This is a genomic window from Aequorivita sp. CRS11 (assembly GCF_059693805.1).
Window position 1 is genome coordinate 80,381 of sequence record NZ_JCATIG010000004.1, and the last position, 18,944, is coordinate 99,324.

18 protein-coding genes and 1 tRNA gene are annotated in these 18,944 nt (G+C 40.0%); 2 read left to right on the plus strand and 17 right to left on the minus strand.

The window, feature by feature from the left end; translation table 11 throughout:
• Window positions 1-4 precede the first annotated feature (4 nt).
• The gene (gene radC / locus AC58DT_RS08990; protein ID WP_497216520.1) at window positions 5-700 is read right to left on the minus strand and encodes a RadC family protein; all 696 of its coding nucleotides are present in this window, start codon (window positions 698-700) and stop codon (window positions 5-7) included.
• A 123-nt stretch (window positions 701-823) separates the two neighbouring features.
• Here radC and AC58DT_RS08995 point away from each other — a divergent pair, with 123 nt between their 5' ends.
• A complete protein-coding gene (locus tag AC58DT_RS08995) occupies window positions 824-1,264 on the plus strand; it encodes a DUF1569 domain-containing protein (RefSeq protein ID WP_497216521.1) in 441 nt (146 codons plus the stop codon).
• A gap of 61 nt (window positions 1,265-1,325) precedes the next feature.
• On the opposite strand, the gene AC58DT_RS09000 is transcribed toward AC58DT_RS08995, so the two are convergent.
• The 16 genes from AC58DT_RS09000 to mraZ all read right to left on the minus strand — a co-directional run bounded on the left by AC58DT_RS09000 (window position 1,326) and on the right by mraZ (window position 17,970).
• Window positions 1,326-1,399 (minus strand) — tRNA-Arg (locus AC58DT_RS09000).
• A 38-nt stretch (window positions 1,400-1,437) separates the two neighbouring features.
• Window positions 1,438-1,887, minus strand: a complete 450-nt coding sequence (locus AC58DT_RS09005; RefSeq protein WP_497216522.1) for a GatB/YqeY domain-containing protein — start codon at window positions 1,885-1,887, stop codon at window positions 1,438-1,440.
• A gap of 148 nt (window positions 1,888-2,035) precedes the next feature.
• On the minus strand, window positions 2,036-4,012 hold the full coding sequence (gene ftsZ / locus AC58DT_RS09010) for a cell division protein FtsZ (protein ID WP_497216523.1): 1,977 nt from the start codon (window positions 4,010-4,012) through the stop codon (window positions 2,036-2,038).
• A gap of 39 nt (window positions 4,013-4,051) precedes the next feature.
• Window positions 4,052-5,404 (minus strand): cell division protein FtsA, encoded by a 1,353-nt coding sequence (ftsA, locus tag AC58DT_RS09015; protein WP_497216524.1) that lies wholly within the window; start codon window positions 5,402-5,404, stop codon window positions 4,052-4,054.
• 4 nt (window positions 5,405-5,408) lie between these two features.
• Complete coding sequence (locus tag AC58DT_RS09020) at window positions 5,409-6,125, minus strand: cell division protein FtsQ/DivIB (protein WP_497216525.1); 717 nt, start codon at window positions 6,123-6,125, stop codon at window positions 5,409-5,411.
• Window positions 6,115-7,470 carry a UDP-N-acetylmuramate--L-alanine ligase gene (murC, locus tag AC58DT_RS09025; protein ID WP_497216526.1) on the minus strand — a complete coding sequence of 452 codons (1,356 nt, stop codon included), beginning with the start codon at window positions 7,468-7,470 and terminating at the stop codon, window positions 6,115-6,117. The genes AC58DT_RS09020 and murC overlap by 11 nt, the downstream gene beginning before the upstream one ends.
• Before the next feature lie 2 nt (window positions 7,471-7,472).
• Window positions 7,473-8,561 (minus strand): undecaprenyldiphospho-muramoylpentapeptide beta-N-acetylglucosaminyltransferase, encoded by a 1,089-nt coding sequence (murG, locus tag AC58DT_RS09030; protein WP_497216527.1) that lies wholly within the window; start codon window positions 8,559-8,561, stop codon window positions 7,473-7,475.
• Window positions 8,558-9,748 carry an FtsW/RodA/SpoVE family cell cycle protein gene (locus AC58DT_RS09035; RefSeq protein WP_497216528.1) on the minus strand — a complete coding sequence of 397 codons (1,191 nt, stop codon included), beginning with the start codon at window positions 9,746-9,748 and terminating at the stop codon, window positions 8,558-8,560. Before AC58DT_RS09035 ends, murG begins: the two co-directional genes overlap by 4 nt.
• Before the next feature lie 14 nt (window positions 9,749-9,762).
• Window positions 9,763-11,142: a UDP-N-acetylmuramoyl-L-alanine--D-glutamate ligase gene (gene murD, locus AC58DT_RS09040; protein ID WP_497216529.1), complete on the minus strand. Its 1,380-nt coding sequence runs from the start codon at window positions 11,140-11,142 to the stop codon at window positions 9,763-9,765.
• Window positions 11,117-11,491, minus strand: coding sequence for a four helix bundle protein (locus AC58DT_RS09045; protein ID WP_497216530.1), 375 nt, complete (start codon window positions 11,489-11,491; stop codon window positions 11,117-11,119). Before AC58DT_RS09045 ends, murD begins: the two co-directional genes overlap by 26 nt.
• Window positions 11,492-11,527: 36 nt before the next feature.
• Window positions 11,528-12,769 (minus strand): phospho-N-acetylmuramoyl-pentapeptide-transferase, encoded by a 1,242-nt coding sequence (gene mraY / locus AC58DT_RS09050; protein ID WP_497216531.1) that lies wholly within the window; start codon window positions 12,767-12,769, stop codon window positions 11,528-11,530.
• Window positions 12,770-12,772: 3 nt separating this feature from the next.
• Complete coding sequence (locus tag AC58DT_RS09055; RefSeq protein WP_497216532.1) at window positions 12,773-14,236, minus strand: UDP-N-acetylmuramoyl-L-alanyl-D-glutamate--2,6-diaminopimelate ligase; 1,464 nt, start codon at window positions 14,234-14,236, stop codon at window positions 12,773-12,775.
• Window positions 14,233-16,233, minus strand: coding sequence for a penicillin-binding protein (locus AC58DT_RS09060; RefSeq protein ID WP_497216533.1), 2,001 nt, complete (start codon window positions 16,231-16,233; stop codon window positions 14,233-14,235). The genes AC58DT_RS09055 and AC58DT_RS09060 overlap by 4 nt, the downstream gene beginning before the upstream one ends.
• 52 nt (window positions 16,234-16,285) lie before the next feature.
• Entirely contained in the window at window positions 16,286-16,612 is a 327-nt protein-coding gene (locus tag AC58DT_RS09065) for an FtsL-like putative cell division protein (RefSeq protein WP_497216534.1), read from the minus strand.
• 1 nt (window position 16,613) lies between these two features.
• Window positions 16,614-17,510, minus strand: a complete 897-nt coding sequence (gene rsmH / locus AC58DT_RS09070; RefSeq protein WP_497216535.1) for a 16S rRNA (cytosine(1402)-N(4))-methyltransferase RsmH — start codon at window positions 17,508-17,510, stop codon at window positions 16,614-16,616.
• Window positions 17,497-17,970 (minus strand): division/cell wall cluster transcriptional repressor MraZ, encoded by a 474-nt coding sequence (gene mraZ / locus AC58DT_RS09075; RefSeq protein ID WP_497216536.1) that lies wholly within the window; start codon window positions 17,968-17,970, stop codon window positions 17,497-17,499. Before mraZ ends, rsmH begins: the two co-directional genes overlap by 14 nt.
• Before the next feature lie 204 nt (window positions 17,971-18,174).
• Here mraZ and AC58DT_RS09080 point away from each other — a divergent pair, with 204 nt between their 5' ends.
• Window positions 18,175-18,939, plus strand: coding sequence for an alpha/beta fold hydrolase (locus AC58DT_RS09080; protein WP_497216537.1), 765 nt, complete (start codon window positions 18,175-18,177; stop codon window positions 18,937-18,939).
• Window positions 18,940-18,944: the final 5 nt, after the last annotated feature.

Consider the following 18,944-nt stretch of genomic DNA (forward strand, 5'->3'; position numbering starts at 1 on the left):
CGGGTTACAGCATATTTTCATCGGCAAAGCTAAAGTACGCTTTTTCAGTAATTATAAGGTGGTCTAGTACTTTTATGTCCAAACTCTCCCCGGCGGTTTTAAGCTTTTTAGTAAGCTGAATGTCTGCCTGGCTGGGCTTTAAGGTACCCGAAGGATGGTTATGTGCCAAAATAATACCCACGGCACCCAGTTGCAACGCCTCCTTAAACGCCAACCGGACATCGACCACCGTACCGGTAATTCCACCTTTGCTGAGCTGTGCGCTTTTAATAATTTTATTTGAATTGTTTAGGTAAAGTATCCAAAATTCCTCGTGAGGTAGTTCCCCGATAATGGGTTGTACAAATTCAAATACGGAATTACTGGAAGTGATTTTTTTTCGTTCCAAAGCTTCTCCGTTTCTTCTTCTTCGGCCTAATTCCATTGCTGCGGCAATGCTTATAGCCTTGGCCTCGCCTATGCCCTTAAACTCCATCAATTCAGGAATGGAAAGCCTACCAAGCTCGCTTAAGTTGTTACTGACAGAAGCCAAGATGCGCTGGCTCAAGGAAACGGCACTTTCGTTCCGACTGCCGGAACCTATTAAAATTGCAATTAACTCTGCATCGCTCAATGCAGTTCGACCTTTCAAAAGTAACTTTTCGCGAGGGCGGTCGTCTTCGTTCCAGTTTTTTATGGAAAAGGAGTTGCTTTCTTCCATACCTTAAGCTTTTCATTAAAGATAATAATGTATGTTTAAACAACACAGAGATTTGAAAACAATCTTTATAAACCCTGATTTTAAAGTTATAATGAATACATTTATTACTTAAATATATAGAAGATGAAATCACTTTTTGAAAACGAAGCATATTCTGAAATAAAGGAAAGGCTGAATAAGCTTAGTAGCCAAAGTGGACGCAAATGGGGAAAGATGGACGTTGCCCAAATGTTGCACCACTGCCAGCAGCCCTTAAATGTTTCATTGGGCAAGGGCAATGTGAAAAAACAATTTTTTCCACTAGCCTTTCTGTTTAAGGCAATGTTGTATAACGACAAACCATGGAAACAGAATTTACCAACTGCAAGGAGTTTTAAAATTTCCGGCAGTAAGGATTTTGATACAGAAAAGTATGAGCTTGCAAAATTGATAGACCAATTTCACGAGATGAAAGATGAAACGCAATGGGAGCCACACCCTGTTTTTGGAAAATTCACTCCCCAACAATGGGGCCAGATGCAATACAAGCATTTAGACCATCATTTAAAGCAGTTTGGGCTTTAATTTTTCAATATCTTATATAAATAAAAAGTCCATACTTTTACATATGGACTTCTCTCTCAAGTGACCGCGGAGGGATTCAAACCCCCAACCCTCAGAGCCGAAATCTGATGCGCTATTCAGTTGCGCCACGCGGCCTTGTCATTCCCACAAAAGCGGAAATTCAATTTATATATCTAAGAAAGTCTTGACTTTACAATTGTTGAAATGGTTTTGCCATCTGCTTTTCCTGCAACCCTTGCGCTGGCCAAGCCCATTACTTTTCCCATATCGGCCATAGAGGAAGCCCCACTTTCAATGATGATTTGATCAACAATTTTACCCACTTCTTCTTCACTTAATTGTTTTGGTAAAAACTGTTCTATCACCTGTGCTTGGGCCAATTCTGGCTCGGCAAGATCCTCGCGCCCCTGCTCTTTATAAATTGCGGCACTGTCCCTGCGTTGCTTTACCTGCTTTTGTAACAATTTTATTTCTTCCTCTTCGGTCAAATCTGCTTTGGAACCCGTTTCGGTCTGTGCCAAAAGCAGGGCAGATTTTACGGAACGCAAAGCTTCCAAAGACTGGGTGTCCTTAGATTTCATTGCGGTTTTCATTGCATCCATTATCTTTTCCTGTAAGCTCATTCCATTGTTTTTAATAGCGTACGAAGATACTTAATTCAACCGAAATTCGAAATAGTATTATTAGTTTTATAAATGAATAGATTTTACAAAAAAGGCCCAAACTCAATTAAGAAATTCGGGCCCCTGCTTTAAGTGAAAAAAATATCACTTAGTCAACATTATCGTGTAAATATGAATTGTTCTTACGCAATTCAATTTCATCATCTTCTGTATTTACAGATGTTCTAGAAATGTTAGGTTCGCTTTTTGTTTCGTTAAGATCAATGCCCATACGTTTATAAGCAGGTTGCTTTTCAATCTCATCGATACGGGAAGGACTGTTTTTGAATTTATAATTAAACTCCTTCATTTTTCTTTTACGTTCTTCAGTACGGTCGCTCAATATTTTTGAAATCGGTGAATTTAATGGATCTTCTTCACCTTGGGTTTCCACTTCTTTTGAATTGGGTTCCGCAACCGTTCGTTTTTCGAAAATAATTTCTTCCTCTTCTATTTCTTCGGCAACCAATTTTGCAGGCTTGGCATTATTTAATTGATTTTCTACTTCTTGGTAGTCATCCAAGCTATAACGCTTTATTCCTTCACCAGATACTTCGGTAACCGGGATAACCTCAATGTGATCCTGAACTTCTATCTCGCCCAGATCAAAGAAAACAGTTTCCTCCTTTTTTTCCTTTTCAGAAGATTTTTTTGAAGCTGAGTTTATAGGAAGATCAAACATCAACATCTGCTCATCACTTTCTTCGGAAGAAGGTGTAACAGTTTCAGAATCCTTTTCGGTTTCCTTCTTTGGAGCTTCAAGAATCACAAATTCGTTAACGTTAATTTTATTGACTTCCACTTGATTGAATTCCTCTATATTCTTTGCTTCCACTTCTTCATAAGAAACATTAAGGTTCTTCAACAATTCCGAAGTTTTAATGTAGCCTTCAAATGGCAGTTTCTCTTCCACTTCTGCAGTATCAAAAAGTGTGTGTTTTACCACTGGAGCTTCGGCTCTAGGTTTTGTGCTTAAAGGTTGCTCTGGCAATCGTACTGGGCTAGCTGTTGCCTTTGGTGTAAGACTCTGTTCTGCTCTTTGTTCATCCTCAAGTGTGTGGATTATTTTTTTTGTTTCAGTATTTACTATTTCGTTTTGCTGTTCCACATTGAAACCCGTTGCAATAACAGTGATTGAAATAGAACCCTCAAGACTTTCTTCTTCACCCACACCCATAATGATATTCGCGCTGTGGCCAGCTTCATCCTGGATGTGATCACTGATTTCGCCAATTTCATCTATGGTGATTTCATCAGAACCAGAAACGATAAGCAGCAATACGTTTTTGGCGCCTTTTATTTTATTATCATTCAATAAAGGAGAATCCAATGCTTTGCCAATAGCTTCTTTGGCTCTATTGGCGCCAGAAGCAGTGGCGCTCCCCATTATGGCCGTACCACTATTGGCAAGTACGGTTTTTGCATCACGAAGGTCAATGTTTTGCGTGTAGTGATGTGTAATAACTTCGGCAATACCACGAGCAGCGGTGGCCAAAACCTCATCAGCTTTTGAAAAACCTGCCTTAAAACCAAGGTTTCCATATACCTCTCGCAGTTTATTATTGTTTATTACTACTAAGGAATCCACATTTTGGCGCAGTTTTTCAACCCCAATTTGAGCTTGGTCGTTTCGAGTTTTTCCTTCAAACTGGAATGGAATGGTTACAATTCCAACCGTCAGGATATCCATATCTTTGGCCATTTTTGCAATAATTGGCGCTGCACCAGTTCCGGTACCACCGCCCATTCCGGCAGTGATGAAAATCATTTTGGTATTGGTGGTGAGCATACTGCGGATTTCTTCCATGCTTTCCACGGCAGACTGTTCACCAACTTTAGGGTTAGCACCGGCTCCCAGACCTTCGGTGAGCGAAACCCCCAATTGGATCTTAATAGGCACAGGGCTATTTTCCAAGGCTTGGGCATCTGTGTTGCATATTACAAAGTCAACTCCCTTTATGCCCTGGCTGAACATATGGTTAATGGCGTTACTTCCCCCGCCCCCTACACCAATAACCTTTATCACATTGGATTGGTTTTTTGGAAGGTCGAAAGAAATGTTGTCAAATTCTGTTTTGCTGCTCATATTTTTTTTATTTGTGGTCCTTTCTTTTTCTATTTGTCATTATTCGGCATTGTCCAAAAATTCCTTGAACTTCTCTGCCCATTTATCAAAAAACCGCTTTGAGGTTTTTTGTTCCTTTTCTTTATTTTTTTCTTCTTTAGTTTCTTCTTTAATTTCGGTTTCGTCAGCTTTTTTTTCAGTTTCTTCCGAAGCAACTTCATGTGAAAAACGCTTCATCAATGAAGATTTTTCCTTGCTTTCTAAACTATTCAGCACCAAACCTACAGCCGTTGCATACATAGGACTGGTGGTTTCGGCGTCACTATCACCGGCCAAATGCTCATTAGGATAGCCAATGCGCGTGTCCATTCCCGTGATATATTCTACCAATTGTTTTATATGCTGAAGCTGAGCGCCACCACCAGTGAGCACAATGCCCGCAATAAGCTTCTTTTTAGGATCCTCATGGCCGTAATTTTTTATTTCCATATATACCTGCTCGATAATCTCGATAACACGGGCATGGATTATTTTTGAAAGATTTTTTAAGCTAATTTCCTTTGGTTCTCTTCCACGAAGTCCGGGAATAGAAACAATCTCGTTATCCTTGTTTTCTCCGGGCCAAGCGGAGCCAAATTTTATTTTCAGAAGTTCAGCCTGTTTTTCGATTATGGAACAGCCTTCTTTTATGTCTTCGGTGATAACATTTCCTCCAAAAGGAATTACGGCTGTATGACGAATGATGCCGTCTTTAAAAATTGCCAAATCTGTCGTTCCACCTCCTATATCAATCAGAGCTACACCAGCTTCTTTTTCTTCTTGGCTTAAAACTGCTTTTGCCGAAGCCAAGGGTTCCAATGTGATCGCTGAAAGTTCAAGACCAGCACTTTTAATGCATCTCCCTACATTTCTGATGGAAGAAACCTGCCCAACTACTACGTGAAAATTAGCTTCCAATCGTGCGCCATACATTCCAATAGGCTCTTTTATTTCGGCTTGCCCATCAACTTTAAAGTCTTGGGGAAGTACATGCAAAATTTCTTCTCCGGGAAGCATTACCAGCTTATGCACCTGGTTGCAAAGACGGTCTATATCCTCTTCTTTTATAACATCTTCACCATTGGGACGGGTGATGTAATCACTATGCTGAAGACTACGTATGTGTTGACCTGCTATGCCTACAACAACTTCCTTAATTTTCATTCCTGAAGAAGTTTCGGCATCCTGAACCGCTTGCTGAATGGACTGAATGGTTTGGGTAATGTTGTTTACCACGCCACGGTGCACGCCAAGGCTCTTTGCCTTTCCTATTCCCAATACCTCCATTTTGCCGTAATCGTTCTTTCTACCAATCATAGCAACTATCTTGGTAGTTCCAATATCCAATCCTACAGCAATATTATCATTTTCCATGGCCTTACTTTTTTGTGGCAATTACCTGACTTTCGAACTTCAGATTTACCATATTGTACCCATACAGTGTACTGTCCTGTTTTGTTTTTTTATAAAATGCTTTAAAGTTTTGAAACTTTTTCTCAATGTTTTCCGGTTTACCAAAAAGCACTTTAAAGTTTGCTTTTCTAAGCTCCAATTCTATCTCGCCGTTCGTTTTTCTGTTTAAACCCACCACGCTTCGTCTCATAAATTCATCGTCATTGATTTTTAGCAGCAATTGGGTAACTTCAGCAAAATTATTTTTTGAAATTCCCGTAATTAATGGCACCCTTGCCGAGTAAACATCAGATAACGGCATCTTTTTTCCGTCAGCGTCTAAATAATAATCCGGCGAAGCGGACACCCTGCCTATTGGTTTGCGTTGTTCAATCTTTGCCCCCAGCGTACCGTCAACAGATACATAGACCTGAGCATCACGAACCATAGGATTTTCCTGCAGTCTCTGCTCCATCTTCTTCAAAACTAAAGTTTCTTTGTCTATGCTCGTAACCTTGGCTTGATTTTGTATCAACAATTTATTAACTGTATTGTATGTTATAAATGGACTGTTTTCATCTACAAATTCTACGTCCAGTTTAGTCAATTTTCTGGCGTCATTTCGTTTTTTTGTAAAGCTGAAAAGAAACGCCATAATGCCAAGCAAAATGATAAATTTGATGATTTCAATACTACGTTTCATTTTTCAAGATTTTGGTTAACTTATTCACTTCAGCGCCTATATCTCCAGCACCCACGAGCAATTTTATTCTGCATTTTGACTTCAGCAGCACTTCGGGAAGGGCAGATTTAAAAACCAAACGTTTATTTTCTGCAACAACTTGTTTTAAAAGCCAATCAGAGGTTATTCCTTCAATAGGTTCTTCCCTCGCAGGATAAATGTCTAGCAGCACCACTTCATCAAATTGTGATAGACTTTTTGCGAAACCTTCTGCAAAATCACGTGTTCTGCTGTAAAGATGTGGCTGGAAAACAATCTGTTTGTGATCGTTGGGGTACATTTCATCAACAGCTTGATACAGTGCATCAATTTCTGTGGGATGATGTGCATAGTCATCAATCAAAACCAATGCGCCGGTTTTAATTTTATATGAAAAGCGACGTTTTACCCCTTTAAAAGATGCCAATGCTTTGGACAGACGATCGGTTGGGGAGCCTGCTAAAATCGCCATGCCCAAAGCCATGATGGCATTTGTAAGATTGTGGTGCCCAGGAAGATGGAATGTTAAATTTTCCAAAGTTTCGTTTGGGGTTTTTAAGTTAAAAATGTATGCCCCGTTCTCTATTTTTATGTCTTGCGCTTCGTAATCTGCGGATTCTCCCACAGCAACCGTCATCCCGTCCAATGGAAGGTTCTTTTTTATGAAAACGTTTTCTTCTTTCTCAACCAATTTTGAAAAAGCTCTAAACGCAGTTTCTATTTCGGCAGCATCCCCATAAATATCCAAATGATCCGCGTCCATTGAAGTTACGCAGGCAATATCTGGACGAAGCTGCAGGAAGGAACGGTCAAATTCATCTGCTTCCACGACCGTTATTTCACTACCCTTGTAAATAAAATTTGAGTTGTAGTTTTCCGCAATTCCGCCCAAAAAAGCGGTGACGGGCATATCACATTCCGTCAATAAATGTCCTAAAATTGCCGAAGTCGTTGTTTTTCCGTGCGTACCGGCAACTGCCAAACAAAGTGTGTTTTTTGAGACTTCACCTAAAAGTTGGGCGCGTTTAAGGATTGTAAATTCTTCGGAAAAGAAATAATTTAAAATTTTATTCCCCTTTGGAATGGCGGGCGTATAAACAATCAAAACGTTTTCCTTGGAAAGCACTCCACTTTGAATCTCAGAAATTTCATCAATAAATGCTACTGGAATGCCTTCGGCAACCAATTCATCCGTTAAATCGGTCGATGTTTTGTCGTAACCAAAAACATTCTTTCCCTGCATTTTAAAGTAACGCGCAAGCGCACTCATGCCAATGCCGCCGATGCCTACGAAGTAAAAGGTTTGTATTTGATTTAAATCTTTCAATTTTAAGCTTTCAATAATTTTTCAATCTCTTCAACTATATCTTTTGTGGCGTTTGGTTTTGCCAGTTTTTTTATGTTTTCAGAAAGGGTTTTCTGCTTTTCTTCGGAAACCAACAATGCGGAAAATTCCTTTTCAAATTTGGCATCCAGCTCACTTTCCTTTATCAATAACGCAGCATTTTTTTCTGAGATTGCCAACGCATTTTTGGTCTGGTGGTCTTCGGCCACATTGGGCGAAGGAATAAAAATTACCGGTTTGCCCACCAAACACAGTTCCGAAACCGATAGTGCGCCCGCCCGCGAAATAATGAAATCTGCTGTCGCATAGGCCAAATCCATCCGGTTTAAGAAGGTATGTACCTGCACACTTGCCGAGCCTTTGTCTTTATATGCTTCTTCGTAATATTTTCCGCACTGCCAGATTACTTGTAGATTTTGTTTTTCGAAAAAAGGAAGTGATTTTTCTATCAATTGGTTGATGCGACGGGCACCTAAACTTCCACCCAAAACCAGCAAGGTTTTATTTTCTTTTTTCAAATTGAAGAAAGCCATGGCTTCTTCCCTTTTTAATGAAATATCCAGCAAATCCTGCCGTACAGGATTGCCTGTAAGTTTTATTTTTTCCGCAGGGAAAAATTTATCCATTCCCTCATAAGCGACACAAATTTTTTGCACTTTCCCGCTCAACCATTTATTTGTGATTCCCGCATGGCTATTCTGCTCTTGAATCAAGCAGGGAATACCTTTTAAAGCAGCCATTCGCAACAAGGGAGCACTGGCATAACCGCCCGTACCGATTGCAACATCGGGTTTAAAGTTTTTAAGAATTTTAAGCGATTTGCCAAGACTGGAAACAAGTTTCAACGGAAACGCCAAATTCTGCAATGATAAACTCCGTTGCAACCCAGAAATCCCCAGACCTTTTATTTTATAGCCTGCCTGTGGCACTTTTTCCATTTCCATTCTATCCTTAGCGCCAACGAACAAAAATTCAGCATCGGGAAAACGGGTTTTTAACTCGTTCGCAATGGCAACCGCCGGGTAAATATGACCTCCGGTGCCGCCGCCTGATATGATGAATTTATATTTCAAATTGCTTCGCTTAAAATATCCAATGGGTTTTCTTCTGTTTCTTCTTTTGCAACCACTTCACGTTTTGCACTTACACTTAAAATCATGCCAAGTGCGAGACATGTCATCCAAATTGACGTTCCTCCACTACTTATCAATGGTAAGTTTTGGCCCGTTACGGGGAATAATTCTACGGCTACGGCCATATTTATCATTGCACGAAAAACAATAGGCAAACCAACGCCGATGACAAGTAATTTTCCAAAAACAGAAGTGGATTTGTGTGCTACCACGACAATTCTAAAAAGAAGAAACAAATACAGCACCATTAAAAACATTCCGCCCAAAAGGCCAAATTCTTCAACGATTATTGCATAAATAAAATCTGAGGATGACTGCGGCAAAAAGTTTTTCTGAACACTTTTGCCCGGTCCCAAACCTGCCACACCGCCTGAAGCAATTGCTATTTTTGCTTTTTCTATTTGGTAATCGGCTTCGGTATCTTTATCATCACTGAAATTTTCAACACGACTTATCCAAGTATCCACACGGTTTGGGAAAACACCTGGAAATGCTTTTGCGGTAAGCACGAAAAGCGTGAGGAAAATTAATCCCGCACCTAGTATTATCCCTAAAAACTTCAACGGATACCCGCCTACGAAAACGAGCATTACAATCATTGAAAAAAAGATTGCAGTGGTAGAAAAGTTAGCAGGAAGTATTAATGCAAGCACTATAAATACAGGCACCCATAGCGGTAGTATTGTTTCTTTAAAAGTTACCGTTTTTCCTTTTATGCGCGAAAGATAACGCGCCACATAAGTCATCAAAACCACTCCAGCCAGTGTTGAAGTCTGAAATGTTATACCCACAAACGGCAAGCGTATCCACCTACTTGCGTTTGCACCGTCAATCGTGGTTCCTTCCGCCATTGTGATAATCAACAGCAGGATAATAACGGGCATGGCGATAATGGAAAGCCCCCGGAAATAGTGATAAGGTATTTTATGAACGCCATACAGAATTCCAAAGCCCAATACAAGGTGTGAAAAATGGCGCAGTAAATATGGCAGCGTGCTTCCATCTCCATACAAATAGGCAAGGTTGCTACTGGAGCTATATACCGGCAAAAAGGAAAATAACGCCAAAAGGCCTACAATTCCCCAGATTGCTTTATCACCCTGTATGTAATGGAAAATATTTTTCACTTGTTTCTTAAATATTATAGATTTCGCACCGCATCCTTAAATTGTCTGCCCCGATCTTCGTAATTTTCAAATAAATCAAAACTCGCACAAGCCGGCGATAGCAAAACAGTGTTATTCCTTTCTGCCAACTTGTACGCAATTTGCACCGCCATAGTCATTGAATCCGTTTCCACGATAGTATCCACAATATTTCCAAAGGCTGTGATTAATTTTTCATTGTCTACCCCCAAGCAGATTATTGCCTTTACTTTTTCGTTTACCAACGGCAACAACTCACTGTAATCATTCCCTTTATCCACACCGCCAACAATCCACACGGTTGGGTTTTCCATACTGTCCAGCGCAAAAAATGTAGCATTTACATTGGTGGCTTTGGAATCGTTGATGTACATCACATTGTTGATTTTTAAAACCTTTTCCAACCTGTGCTCCACGCCCTGAAATCCTTCCAGACTTTCACGGATTGTCTGTTTTCTGATTCTCAATAATGTGGCTACCGTTGATGCAGCCATTGCGTTCTTTACATTGTGTTCCCCTTGTATTCCGATTGTTGCGATTGGCATAGTAAATTCTGTATTATTTATTTTTATTATTATTTCGTTGTTTCTTTTAAAAGCTCCCTGGTTCAGTTCTTTTTTTACCGAAAAAGGCAGCGGTTGTGATTTTATGGAATTTTGCGAAAGCCACTTTATTATTTCAACATCATCTGCATCATAAATGAAGTAATCCTGCGAGGTTTGGTTCATCGTTATCCGAAATTTTGAAGCGATATAATTTTCATATTTATAATCATATCGGTCCAAATGGTCCGGACTCAGGTTGGTCAAAACTGCGATGTGCGGTGTAAAGGTTTCAATGCCGTCAAGCTGAAAACTGCTGAGTTCGAGTACGAAGTTTTCGTACTTTTCTTCGGAAACCTGCTCTGCGAAACTCTTTCCGATGTTTCCTCCCAACGCCACATTAAGTCCGCCGTCTTTCAGCAATTTATAGGTCAAACTTGCGGTGGTTGTTTTTCCGTTGCTACCCGTGATTCCTACAATGGTTACCTTTGTATATTTTGCGGCAAACTCAATTTCAGAAATGACCTTCACCCCCTTTTCGCGCAACTTTTTAACAATTGGCGCCTTATCGGGAATTCCCGGACTTTTCATCACAATATCTGCGGAAAGGATTTTGGCTTCGGAATGGCCTTCCTCTTCCCATTCAATTCCATTATTTATAAGAACTTGTTTGTACTTCTCTTTTATTTCTCCGAAGTCTGAAACAAACACCTCAAACCCCTTCTTTTTTCCTAAAATGGCTGTGCCTACCCCACTTTCTCCTCCTCCGAGAATTACGATTCTCGATTTACGATTTACGATTGACGATTTATGATTTGTGCCCATCTTTTCCATCTAATCTTTTTCGAATCGTTTTTATTGACGCAATTGTAATGGAAAGAAATTCGTCAGCTTCCTTATGCAATCGGTCAATTTCCTCGTGATGTGATTCGGACATTTCTTTCAATATTTCTAAGAAAAACATACTTTCATCCGCCTCCTCTTCCACAATTTTCAATTTGTTTATAAAATCCCTATCGGATTTTCCTCTACATGCCGCTCTATAATTGGCTCCTACTATACTTGAACATCTAATTAATTGATTACAATAAGCATTATATTCTCTTGAGATAGGAAACCTCATACACAACTTTCCCACATCAACTGTAAATCGCAACATTCTCTTTTTAATTTCTTCCTTCATAATCGTAAATCCAAAATCGTATATCGTAAATAATCCTTATCTGATTTTTAAGGTGACGATTGTGATAATGGCCAGAAAAATTCCCACAATCCAAAACCGCGTCACGATCTTGCTTTCGTGAAACCCCTTTATTTGATAGTGGTGATGCAAGGGAGACATTCTGAAAATGCGCCTGCCCTCACCAAATTTTTTCTTTGTGTATTTAAACCAGCTTACTTGTAAAACCACCGAAAGGTTTTCCATCAGGAATATTCCGCAGAGAATTGGTATCAACAGTTCTTTCCGAACGGCAATTGCAATTACGGCGATGATTCCGCCAATAGTCAAACTGCCTGTATCGCCCATAAATACTTGGGCGGGATAGGTATTGTACCATAAAAACCCGATAAGCGCTCCTACGAACGCGGTGATGAAAATCGTCATCTCTCCGGTGTTTGGGATGTACATAATGTTGAGATAATCCGCAAAAATTACGTTGCCCGACACCCAAGCAAAAAGCGCAAGCGTAAGCCCAATGATGGCCGAAGTACCCGCGGCGAGGCCGTCAATTCCATCGGTGAGATTGGCTCCGTTTGAAACCGCCGTGATTATAAAAATCACAATAGGAATAAAAATGAGCCATACATAGCTTTTATAATCTTCACCGGCCCAGCTTATGAGTTTAGAATAGTTGAATTCGTTTTCCTTCACAAAAGGAATGGTGGTAAGCATTGCTTTGTCCTTTACGTAAAATGTATTTACGGACTCTTTGGCAATAACTTCTGTTACTTGAGTTTCAGTTTCAGGATTTTCGATGGTACGCTGCACAATAATGTCTGGGTGCAAATACATAGTTACGCCCACAAAAAGCCCCAAGCCTATTTGGCCTATTACCTTAAATTTTCCGGGCAATCCCTGCTTATCGTTTTTGAACTTTTTTATGTAATCATCAATAAAACCGATAGTTCCCATCCAAACAGTGGTAACAATCAAAAGAATTACGTAAATGTTTTCAAGTTTCGCAAAAAGTAAAACCGGAACCAACGTGGCGAGAATTATAATGATCCCGCCCATTGTCGGTGTTCCCGCTTTTTCGTTTTGACCTTCCAAACCAAGATCACGGATAGATTCACCTACTTGCTTTTTCTGTAGATAATTGATTATTTTTTTACCGTAAACCGTGGCGATAAAAAGCGAAAGGATAACCGCCAAAATCGCCCGGAACGTAATAAAATTGAACAGCCCCGCACCCGGCACGTCGTATGTTTTATCCAAATATTCAAAAAGATAATAAAGCATTGGCTATTTGTTTAGGGCGGTTAAAAGTTGGTTTACTATTTCAAAATCATCAAAATCGAAGCGTTCTCCATTAATTTCCTGATAAGTTTCGTGGCCTTTTCCGGCAATCAAAATGATGTCGTGTTCCTGCGCCATTTGGCAAGCGGCTTTTATGGCTTCTTTTCTATTCGTGATTGAAATGGTTTTTTTGTAGTGCTCTGCAGGGACACCAGCTTCAATTTGTTCAATAATTATTTCAGGGTTTTCGGTTCGTGGGTTATCACTTGTAAAAACCACTTTTGTGCTCAGTGAAGCAGCAATGTTACCCATCACGGGGCGCTTCTGTGCATCACGGTCTCCACCGCAACCCACCACAGTTATCACTTCTTCATTTCCTGTGCGAATACTGTTTATGGTTTCCAACACATTTTTTAATGCGTCTGGAGTATGTGCGTAATCTACAATAGCAGTGATTTTCTTTTCTGAAATTAAATATTGAAACCTTCCGCCAACACTATCCAGAGTGCTCATAATTTGAAGAGTTTCAAGTTCCTGCAATCCTAATAAATCAGCGGTCCCAAAAATTGCAAGCAAGTTATAAGCATTGAAACCGCCAATCAATTTCACCCACAATTCCTGATTGTTTATTTTCAGGAGTTGCCCGGTAAATTGGCTCTCCAAAACTTGTGCTTTATAATCTGCATAGGTTTTAAGGGCGTATGTATGCTTTTTCGCTTTTGTATTTTGAAGCATTACCACCCCATTTTTGTCATCCACATTTACTAGCGCGAAAGCAGTTTTTGGCAATTCATCAAAAAATGATTTTTTCACATCACGGTATTCCGCAAAATCCTTGTGATAATCCAAATGGTCGTGAGATAGATTTGTAAATACACCTCCTGAAAAACGCAATGCTTCTGTGCGTTTCTGATGTATGCCGTGTGAACTTACCTCCATAAAGCAAAATTCCACACCAGCTTCAACCATTTCGCGCAGATATTTATTAATTGTAAGTGAGTCAGGAGTTGTATGTGTAGCTTTATACTCAATATCCCCTACCATTATTTTTACAGTTGAAAGCAAACCAGCTTCCATTCCTGCTTTTTTGAAAAGTTGATATAATAAAGAAGAAACCGTAGTCTTTCCGTTGGTTCCGGTAATTCCAACCAGCTTTAATTCTTCTGAAGGATTGCCGTAGTAATTTGCAGCCATTATCGCTAATGCTTTATGCGAATCTGCCACTTGTACATATGTAATACCGTTAATGATATTTTCGGGCAGGGTTTCACAAATAATAACCAAAGCACCTTGGTCAGCCGCGTTTTTTATGAATTGGTGCCCATCTGAAACCGCTCCCTTTATAGCAATAAAAACATCGTTCAAGGATACTTTTCGGGAATCAAACTCCAGATTGTTTATAGCCACGGAAGTACTGCCAACTACGCTTTCGATGGTAACCTTATACAATATGTCCTTTAAAAGTATCACGATAAATTCAAGGTTATTAATTGTCCCTTTTTTAAGGTTTCGCCAGACTTTATGGATTGGCTGGCAACGGTGCCATTGCCCACAACTTGTACCCGCAGCCCGAGATTTTCCAATAAGGAAACCGCATCCATTCCCGCCATTCCAGTAACATTTGGAATCGTTTTGGATGGTTGCTGCAGTTTTGAATAATACTTCTCAAAATCTCTTTCAATGGTTGGATCTGGCTGCTCTATACTTTCAACCTTATCAATATTTCGGGATTCGGTAAATATTTTTTGGGCTATTCTTTTGAAAACTGGCCCTGAAACATCAGCGCCATAAAAACCTTTTTTGGTGCTTGGTTTGTGGATAATTACGATACAGGAATACTTGGGGTTTTCCGCAGGAAAAAATCCCGCAAATGATGAAATATAACGGCGGTTGCTTTTCCAATCGGGCATCCAATATTCTGTTTGTGCAGTTCCCGTTTTTCCGGCCATTGAAAAATCTGGGGAGTAAAGTGATTTCCCCGTACCACGTATTACCGTGTTCTTCATAATTTCCTTGATTTTACTCAAGGTCTCATCAGAACAGATTTTAGGGTTTATAACTTTGGTATCGTAAGTTGTTACTTTTTCATTCCAAGCGCGAACCTCTTTTATGAAACGCGGCTTTACCATCACGCCATTATTTGCAATAGCATTGTAAAAGTTTAAGGTTTGCAGTGGGGTAAGTCGTAGATTATAACCATAAGCCATAGATGGCAAAGCATTTTTGCTCCATTTTTTATCGCCAGGCTGCGGAATCATAGGCACACCCTCACCTTTAATGGCAACACCTGTTTTTTCGGTCAGGTGCCAGCTTTTTAAACGGTTGATGAATTTGTTGGGATTTTTGGAATAGTTATCATTTATAATTGTAGCCAAACCAATGTTTGAGGAAACTTCCAAAGCTTTTGCAGCCGAAATTTTTCCGTAGCCGCCCCGGTGGGAATCGTAGATTTTTCTTCCGTAGAAAACTTTCACACCCTTACCTGTATCGACAACAGTACTAGTATCAATAACCTTATCCTCCAAAGCCGCCATCATAGCCATTACCTTAAAAGTAGAACCCGGTTCGTGCGATTCGCCGATGGCATAATTGAGTTTTTCATAATAGGTTCCGCTGGAAGTACGCCCCAAATTTGAAACGGCTTTTATCTCGCCCGTCGCAACTTCCATTACGATTACCGTTCCGTGCTCGGCTTCGTAATATTCCAATTGTTTCAACAAAGCGTGGTGGGCAATGTCCTGCATATTCACATTGATAGTCGAAACAATATCATAGCCATCCTGCGGCTCTATTTCATTATCGTCGGAAACTGGTTTCCACTGCCCTTTGGCAATTTTTTGCTTGAGGCGATGACCTTCCTTTCCGGTCAACAAATCATTAAAAGCACCTTCAAGTCCTACGGCATAATAGCCGGGACGATCAAAAGCTTCATCACCGACGGTGCGTTGTGCAATTTTACCAATGGGATGTTCGCGAACGGTGCGCTGCTCCACAATGATTCCACCCTTGTAGGGACCTTTGCGGAAAAGCGGCAGGTTTTTCACCTTTATATAATCTGAATAACCCAGATTTTTCACAATAAGCAAATACCTATTTTTATCGGCACGCGCTTTTCTGAACATATTTTGATAATGCGAAACAGGCTTGCCAAACATCTTGCTCAACCCTTCTGAAAGCGGCTTTAAATTTTCCTTGAAATCTTCCGAAGAAACCGTTACAGCATCAAAACGAATATCATATTTTGGAACCGAAGTGGCCAAAAGGCTGCCATCATCAGCATAAACATTACCACGGTTTGCAGGAATTACGAAATTTTTTGTAGTGTTCTCCTTTGCCAATTCGCGATATTTTTCACCATCCACAAACTGAATGTTCATCAACTTCACACTAATGGCAAGCGCAAAAAGAAACATGCATCCGGCAACGACGTATAGACGGTTCAATATGTTTTTTTCTTCAAAAGGCATGTTCAGGTATCGGTTGTCAGTTATTGGTTAATGATTACACTTTTAGCATTAGCTATTTTTTATTTTCCGGTTCAATTATTCTAATTCTCTTCGGGGGTGTTGTGGATGGTTGCAAACCACGATTTTCCATAGCGGCTATAATTTTGCTTTCCATTCTTGCTTGCATCAACAGCATACGCACATCAACATATTCGCTTTTCAGTTCTTTAACCTGTGCGTTCAATTTTGAAATTTTATGAACCTTCTTGTCTGCACTGTGCGAACTGCCAATCATAATCAAAGCAAGAACAGAAAGGAAAATGATAAAGCGCCAGTTTTTTAGCGCATCGTCACTTACCAAGAATTTTCCTTTTATTATGTTGTAAAAACCCTCTTTCATATTATAACTTCTTCGCTATACGAAGCTTGGCACTTCGGGCGCGGTTATTTAGTTTTATTTCTTCCTCGGAAGGAATGATAAATTTTCCCACCGCCTTAAAAGGCACTTCAAAATGTCCAAAAGCATCCTTCTCCGGCTCCCCCTCAAACAATCCATTTCGGATATATCTTTTTACCAGCCTATCTTCCAAAGAGTGGTAGCTTATCAGGCTAAGGCGCCCACCCGGTTTTAAAACTTCGTTTGTTTGCAGCAAAAATTCTTTCAATGCTTCCAATTCCTGGTTTACTTCAATGCGAATGGCCTGATAAATCTGGGCCAAAATCTTGTTCTCTTTATGCGCTGGCAGAAACCTGCTCAACACTTTTTTTAATTGCTCGCTAGTTTTTATTTTTTCATTTTGGCGCGCTTCCACAATTACACGGGCCATTCCCGCAGCACTTCGCAATTCGCCATAATTTGAAAGCACACTTCGCAGCTGCGTTTCTTCGTATTTATTCACTACTGTGTATGCCGAAAAATTGCTGTCGCGATTCATTCGCATATCCAGATCGGCTTCAAAACGGGTAGAAAAACCTCTTTCAGCAACATCAAATTGATGCGAGGAGACCCCAAAATCGCCCAAAATCCCATCAACGGTTCGGTAGCCGTGAAATCTCAAAAATTGCTTCAGGAACCGAAAATTTTGATTTATAAGCAAAAAACGCGTATCGTCGATAGCGTTTTCCAAAGCGTCTTTGTCCTGGTCAAAAGCGATAAGTTTTCCATCGGGACCTAAGCGCTTTAAGATTTCTCGGGAGTGGCCTCCCCCACCGAAAGTAACATCCACATAAATCCCCTCTGGCTTTATGTTAAGCCCATCAACAGTTTCTTTAAGCAAAACCGGATTATGATACTCCATCACCATCATTGCTTTTGTTTCCCATTACTTCTTCGGCCAAATCGGCAAAATCGCTTGCGGCATCATCAATAGCCTGTTCGTATTTGTCTTTATCCCAAACCTCCACAATATTTATTGCGGAAGAGAATACAATCTCTTTACTGATACCCGCAAAAGAAAGCAGGTCTTTGGGAATCAACAATCTACCAGTAGCATCAAGCTCTACGGTCTTTACGCCCGCGGTAAATCTTCTTATGAAATCGTTGTTTTTTCTATTAAATCGATTCAGCTCGCCCATTTTTAGCATGAGAGCGTCCCATTCTTTCATTGGGTAAATTTCCAGGCAAGGCTGAAAGACAGCTCTTTTAATTACAAAGCCTTCGGGAGCTACAGTTGCCAATTGCTTTTTCAGCGGCGCAGGTACCATGACCCTTCCCTTTACGTCTGCTTTACATTCGTATGTGCCTATTAGATTGAGCATTGTGGAAATTCCCGATTTGTAATTTATAGTTTCAAATATATATAACTTTTACCACATTTTACCACATTCTACCACTTTGTTGATAAGTTTTACCACTTTGTAGATAAAGTGAAATCGATACAGTAAATAACAAAGCCTTATTTTAAATAGACCTTATGAAATAATTTTGTTTACTTTTGTCATTCTAAATTGCAGCAACCAAGCATGTCGGAAAACTTAAAGAAAGAAGGAAAATTTTCATATTTAGAAATAGGTGAAGGCACTCCAATAATCATCCTTCACGGGCTTATGGGCGGGTTGAGCAATTTTGATGGCGTTGCAGATTTCTTTCCGCCAAAAGGCTATAAAATTTTAATTCCCGAATTGCCCATTTACAAGATGACTTTGTTGCGTACCAATGTGAAAAATTTCGCAAAATATGTAGCGCAGTTTATTGACCATCTGGGTTATAAAGAAGTGATTCTTTTGGGAAATTCTCTGGGTGGGCATATTGGCCTTTTATGCACAAAAATGTATCCTGAAAAAGTGAAAGCTTTAATAATCACAGGAAGTTCTGGCCTCTATGAAAGTGCTATGGGCGAAAGCTATCCAAAACGCGGCGATTATGAATATATCCGCCAAAAAGCAGAAAATGTGTTTTATGACCCTGCCGTTGCAACCAAAGAAATTGTTGATGATGTTTATGAAACTGTAAACGATCGAAACAAATTAATACGAACTCTTGCCATTGCAAAAAGTGCCATTAGACATAATATGGCCAAGGATTTACCAAAAATGCACACTCCTACCTGCATAATTTGGGGTAAAAATGACAATGTAACCCCTCCAGAAGTCGCAATAGAATTTGATGAGCTTCTGCCAGATTCTGAATTATTTTGGATTGATAAATGTGGCCACGCCGCAATGATGGAGCATCCCGATGAGTTTAATGAACTTCTTTACGCTTGGTTGCAGAAACGAGGGTTTTAGTAGTT

Excerpts from the sequence above, each read along its gene's own strand:
- radC (WP_497216520.1), bottom strand. The coding sequence starts at position 700 with ATGGAAGAAAGCAACTCCTTTTCCATAAAAAACTGGAACGAAGACGAC.
- AC58DT_RS09080 (WP_497216537.1), top strand. The coding sequence starts at position 18,175 with ATGTCGGAAAACTTAAAGAAAGAAGGAAAATTTTCATATTTAGAAATA.
- AC58DT_RS08995 (WP_497216521.1), top strand. The coding sequence starts at position 824 with ATGAAATCACTTTTTGAAAACGAAGCATATTCTGAAATAAAGGAAAGG.
- AC58DT_RS09065 (WP_497216534.1), bottom strand. The coding sequence starts at position 16,612 with ATGAAAGAGGGTTTTTACAACATAATAAAAGGAAAATTCTTGGTAAGT.
- ftsZ (WP_497216523.1), bottom strand. The coding sequence starts at position 4,012 with ATGAGCAGCAAAACAGAATTTGACAACATTTCTTTCGACCTTCCAAAA.
- AC58DT_RS09045 (WP_497216530.1), bottom strand. The coding sequence starts at position 11,491 with ATGAAGGAAGAAATTAAAAAGAGAATGTTGCGATTTACAGTTGATGTG.
- mraZ (WP_497216536.1), bottom strand. The coding sequence starts at position 17,970 with ATGCTCAATCTAATAGGCACATACGAATGTAAAGCAGACGTAAAGGGA.
- rsmH (WP_497216535.1), bottom strand. The coding sequence starts at position 17,510 with ATGGAGTATCATAATCCGGTTTTGCTTAAAGAAACTGTTGATGGGCTT.
- AC58DT_RS09060 (WP_497216533.1), bottom strand. The coding sequence starts at position 16,233 with ATGCCTTTTGAAGAAAAAAACATATTGAACCGTCTATACGTCGTTGCC.
- mraY (WP_497216531.1), bottom strand. The coding sequence starts at position 12,769 with ATGCTTTATTATCTTTTTGAATATTTGGATAAAACATACGACGTGCCG.
- murD (WP_497216529.1), bottom strand. The coding sequence starts at position 11,142 with ATGGAAAAGATGGGCACAAATCATAAATCGTCAATCGTAAATCGTAAA.
- AC58DT_RS09020 (WP_497216525.1), bottom strand. The coding sequence starts at position 6,125 with ATGAAACGTAGTATTGAAATCATCAAATTTATCATTTTGCTTGGCATT.
- ftsA (WP_497216524.1), bottom strand. The coding sequence starts at position 5,404 with ATGGAAAATGATAATATTGCTGTAGGATTGGATATTGGAACTACCAAG.
- AC58DT_RS09005 (WP_497216522.1), bottom strand. The coding sequence starts at position 1,887 with ATGAGCTTACAGGAAAAGATAATGGATGCAATGAAAACCGCAATGAAA.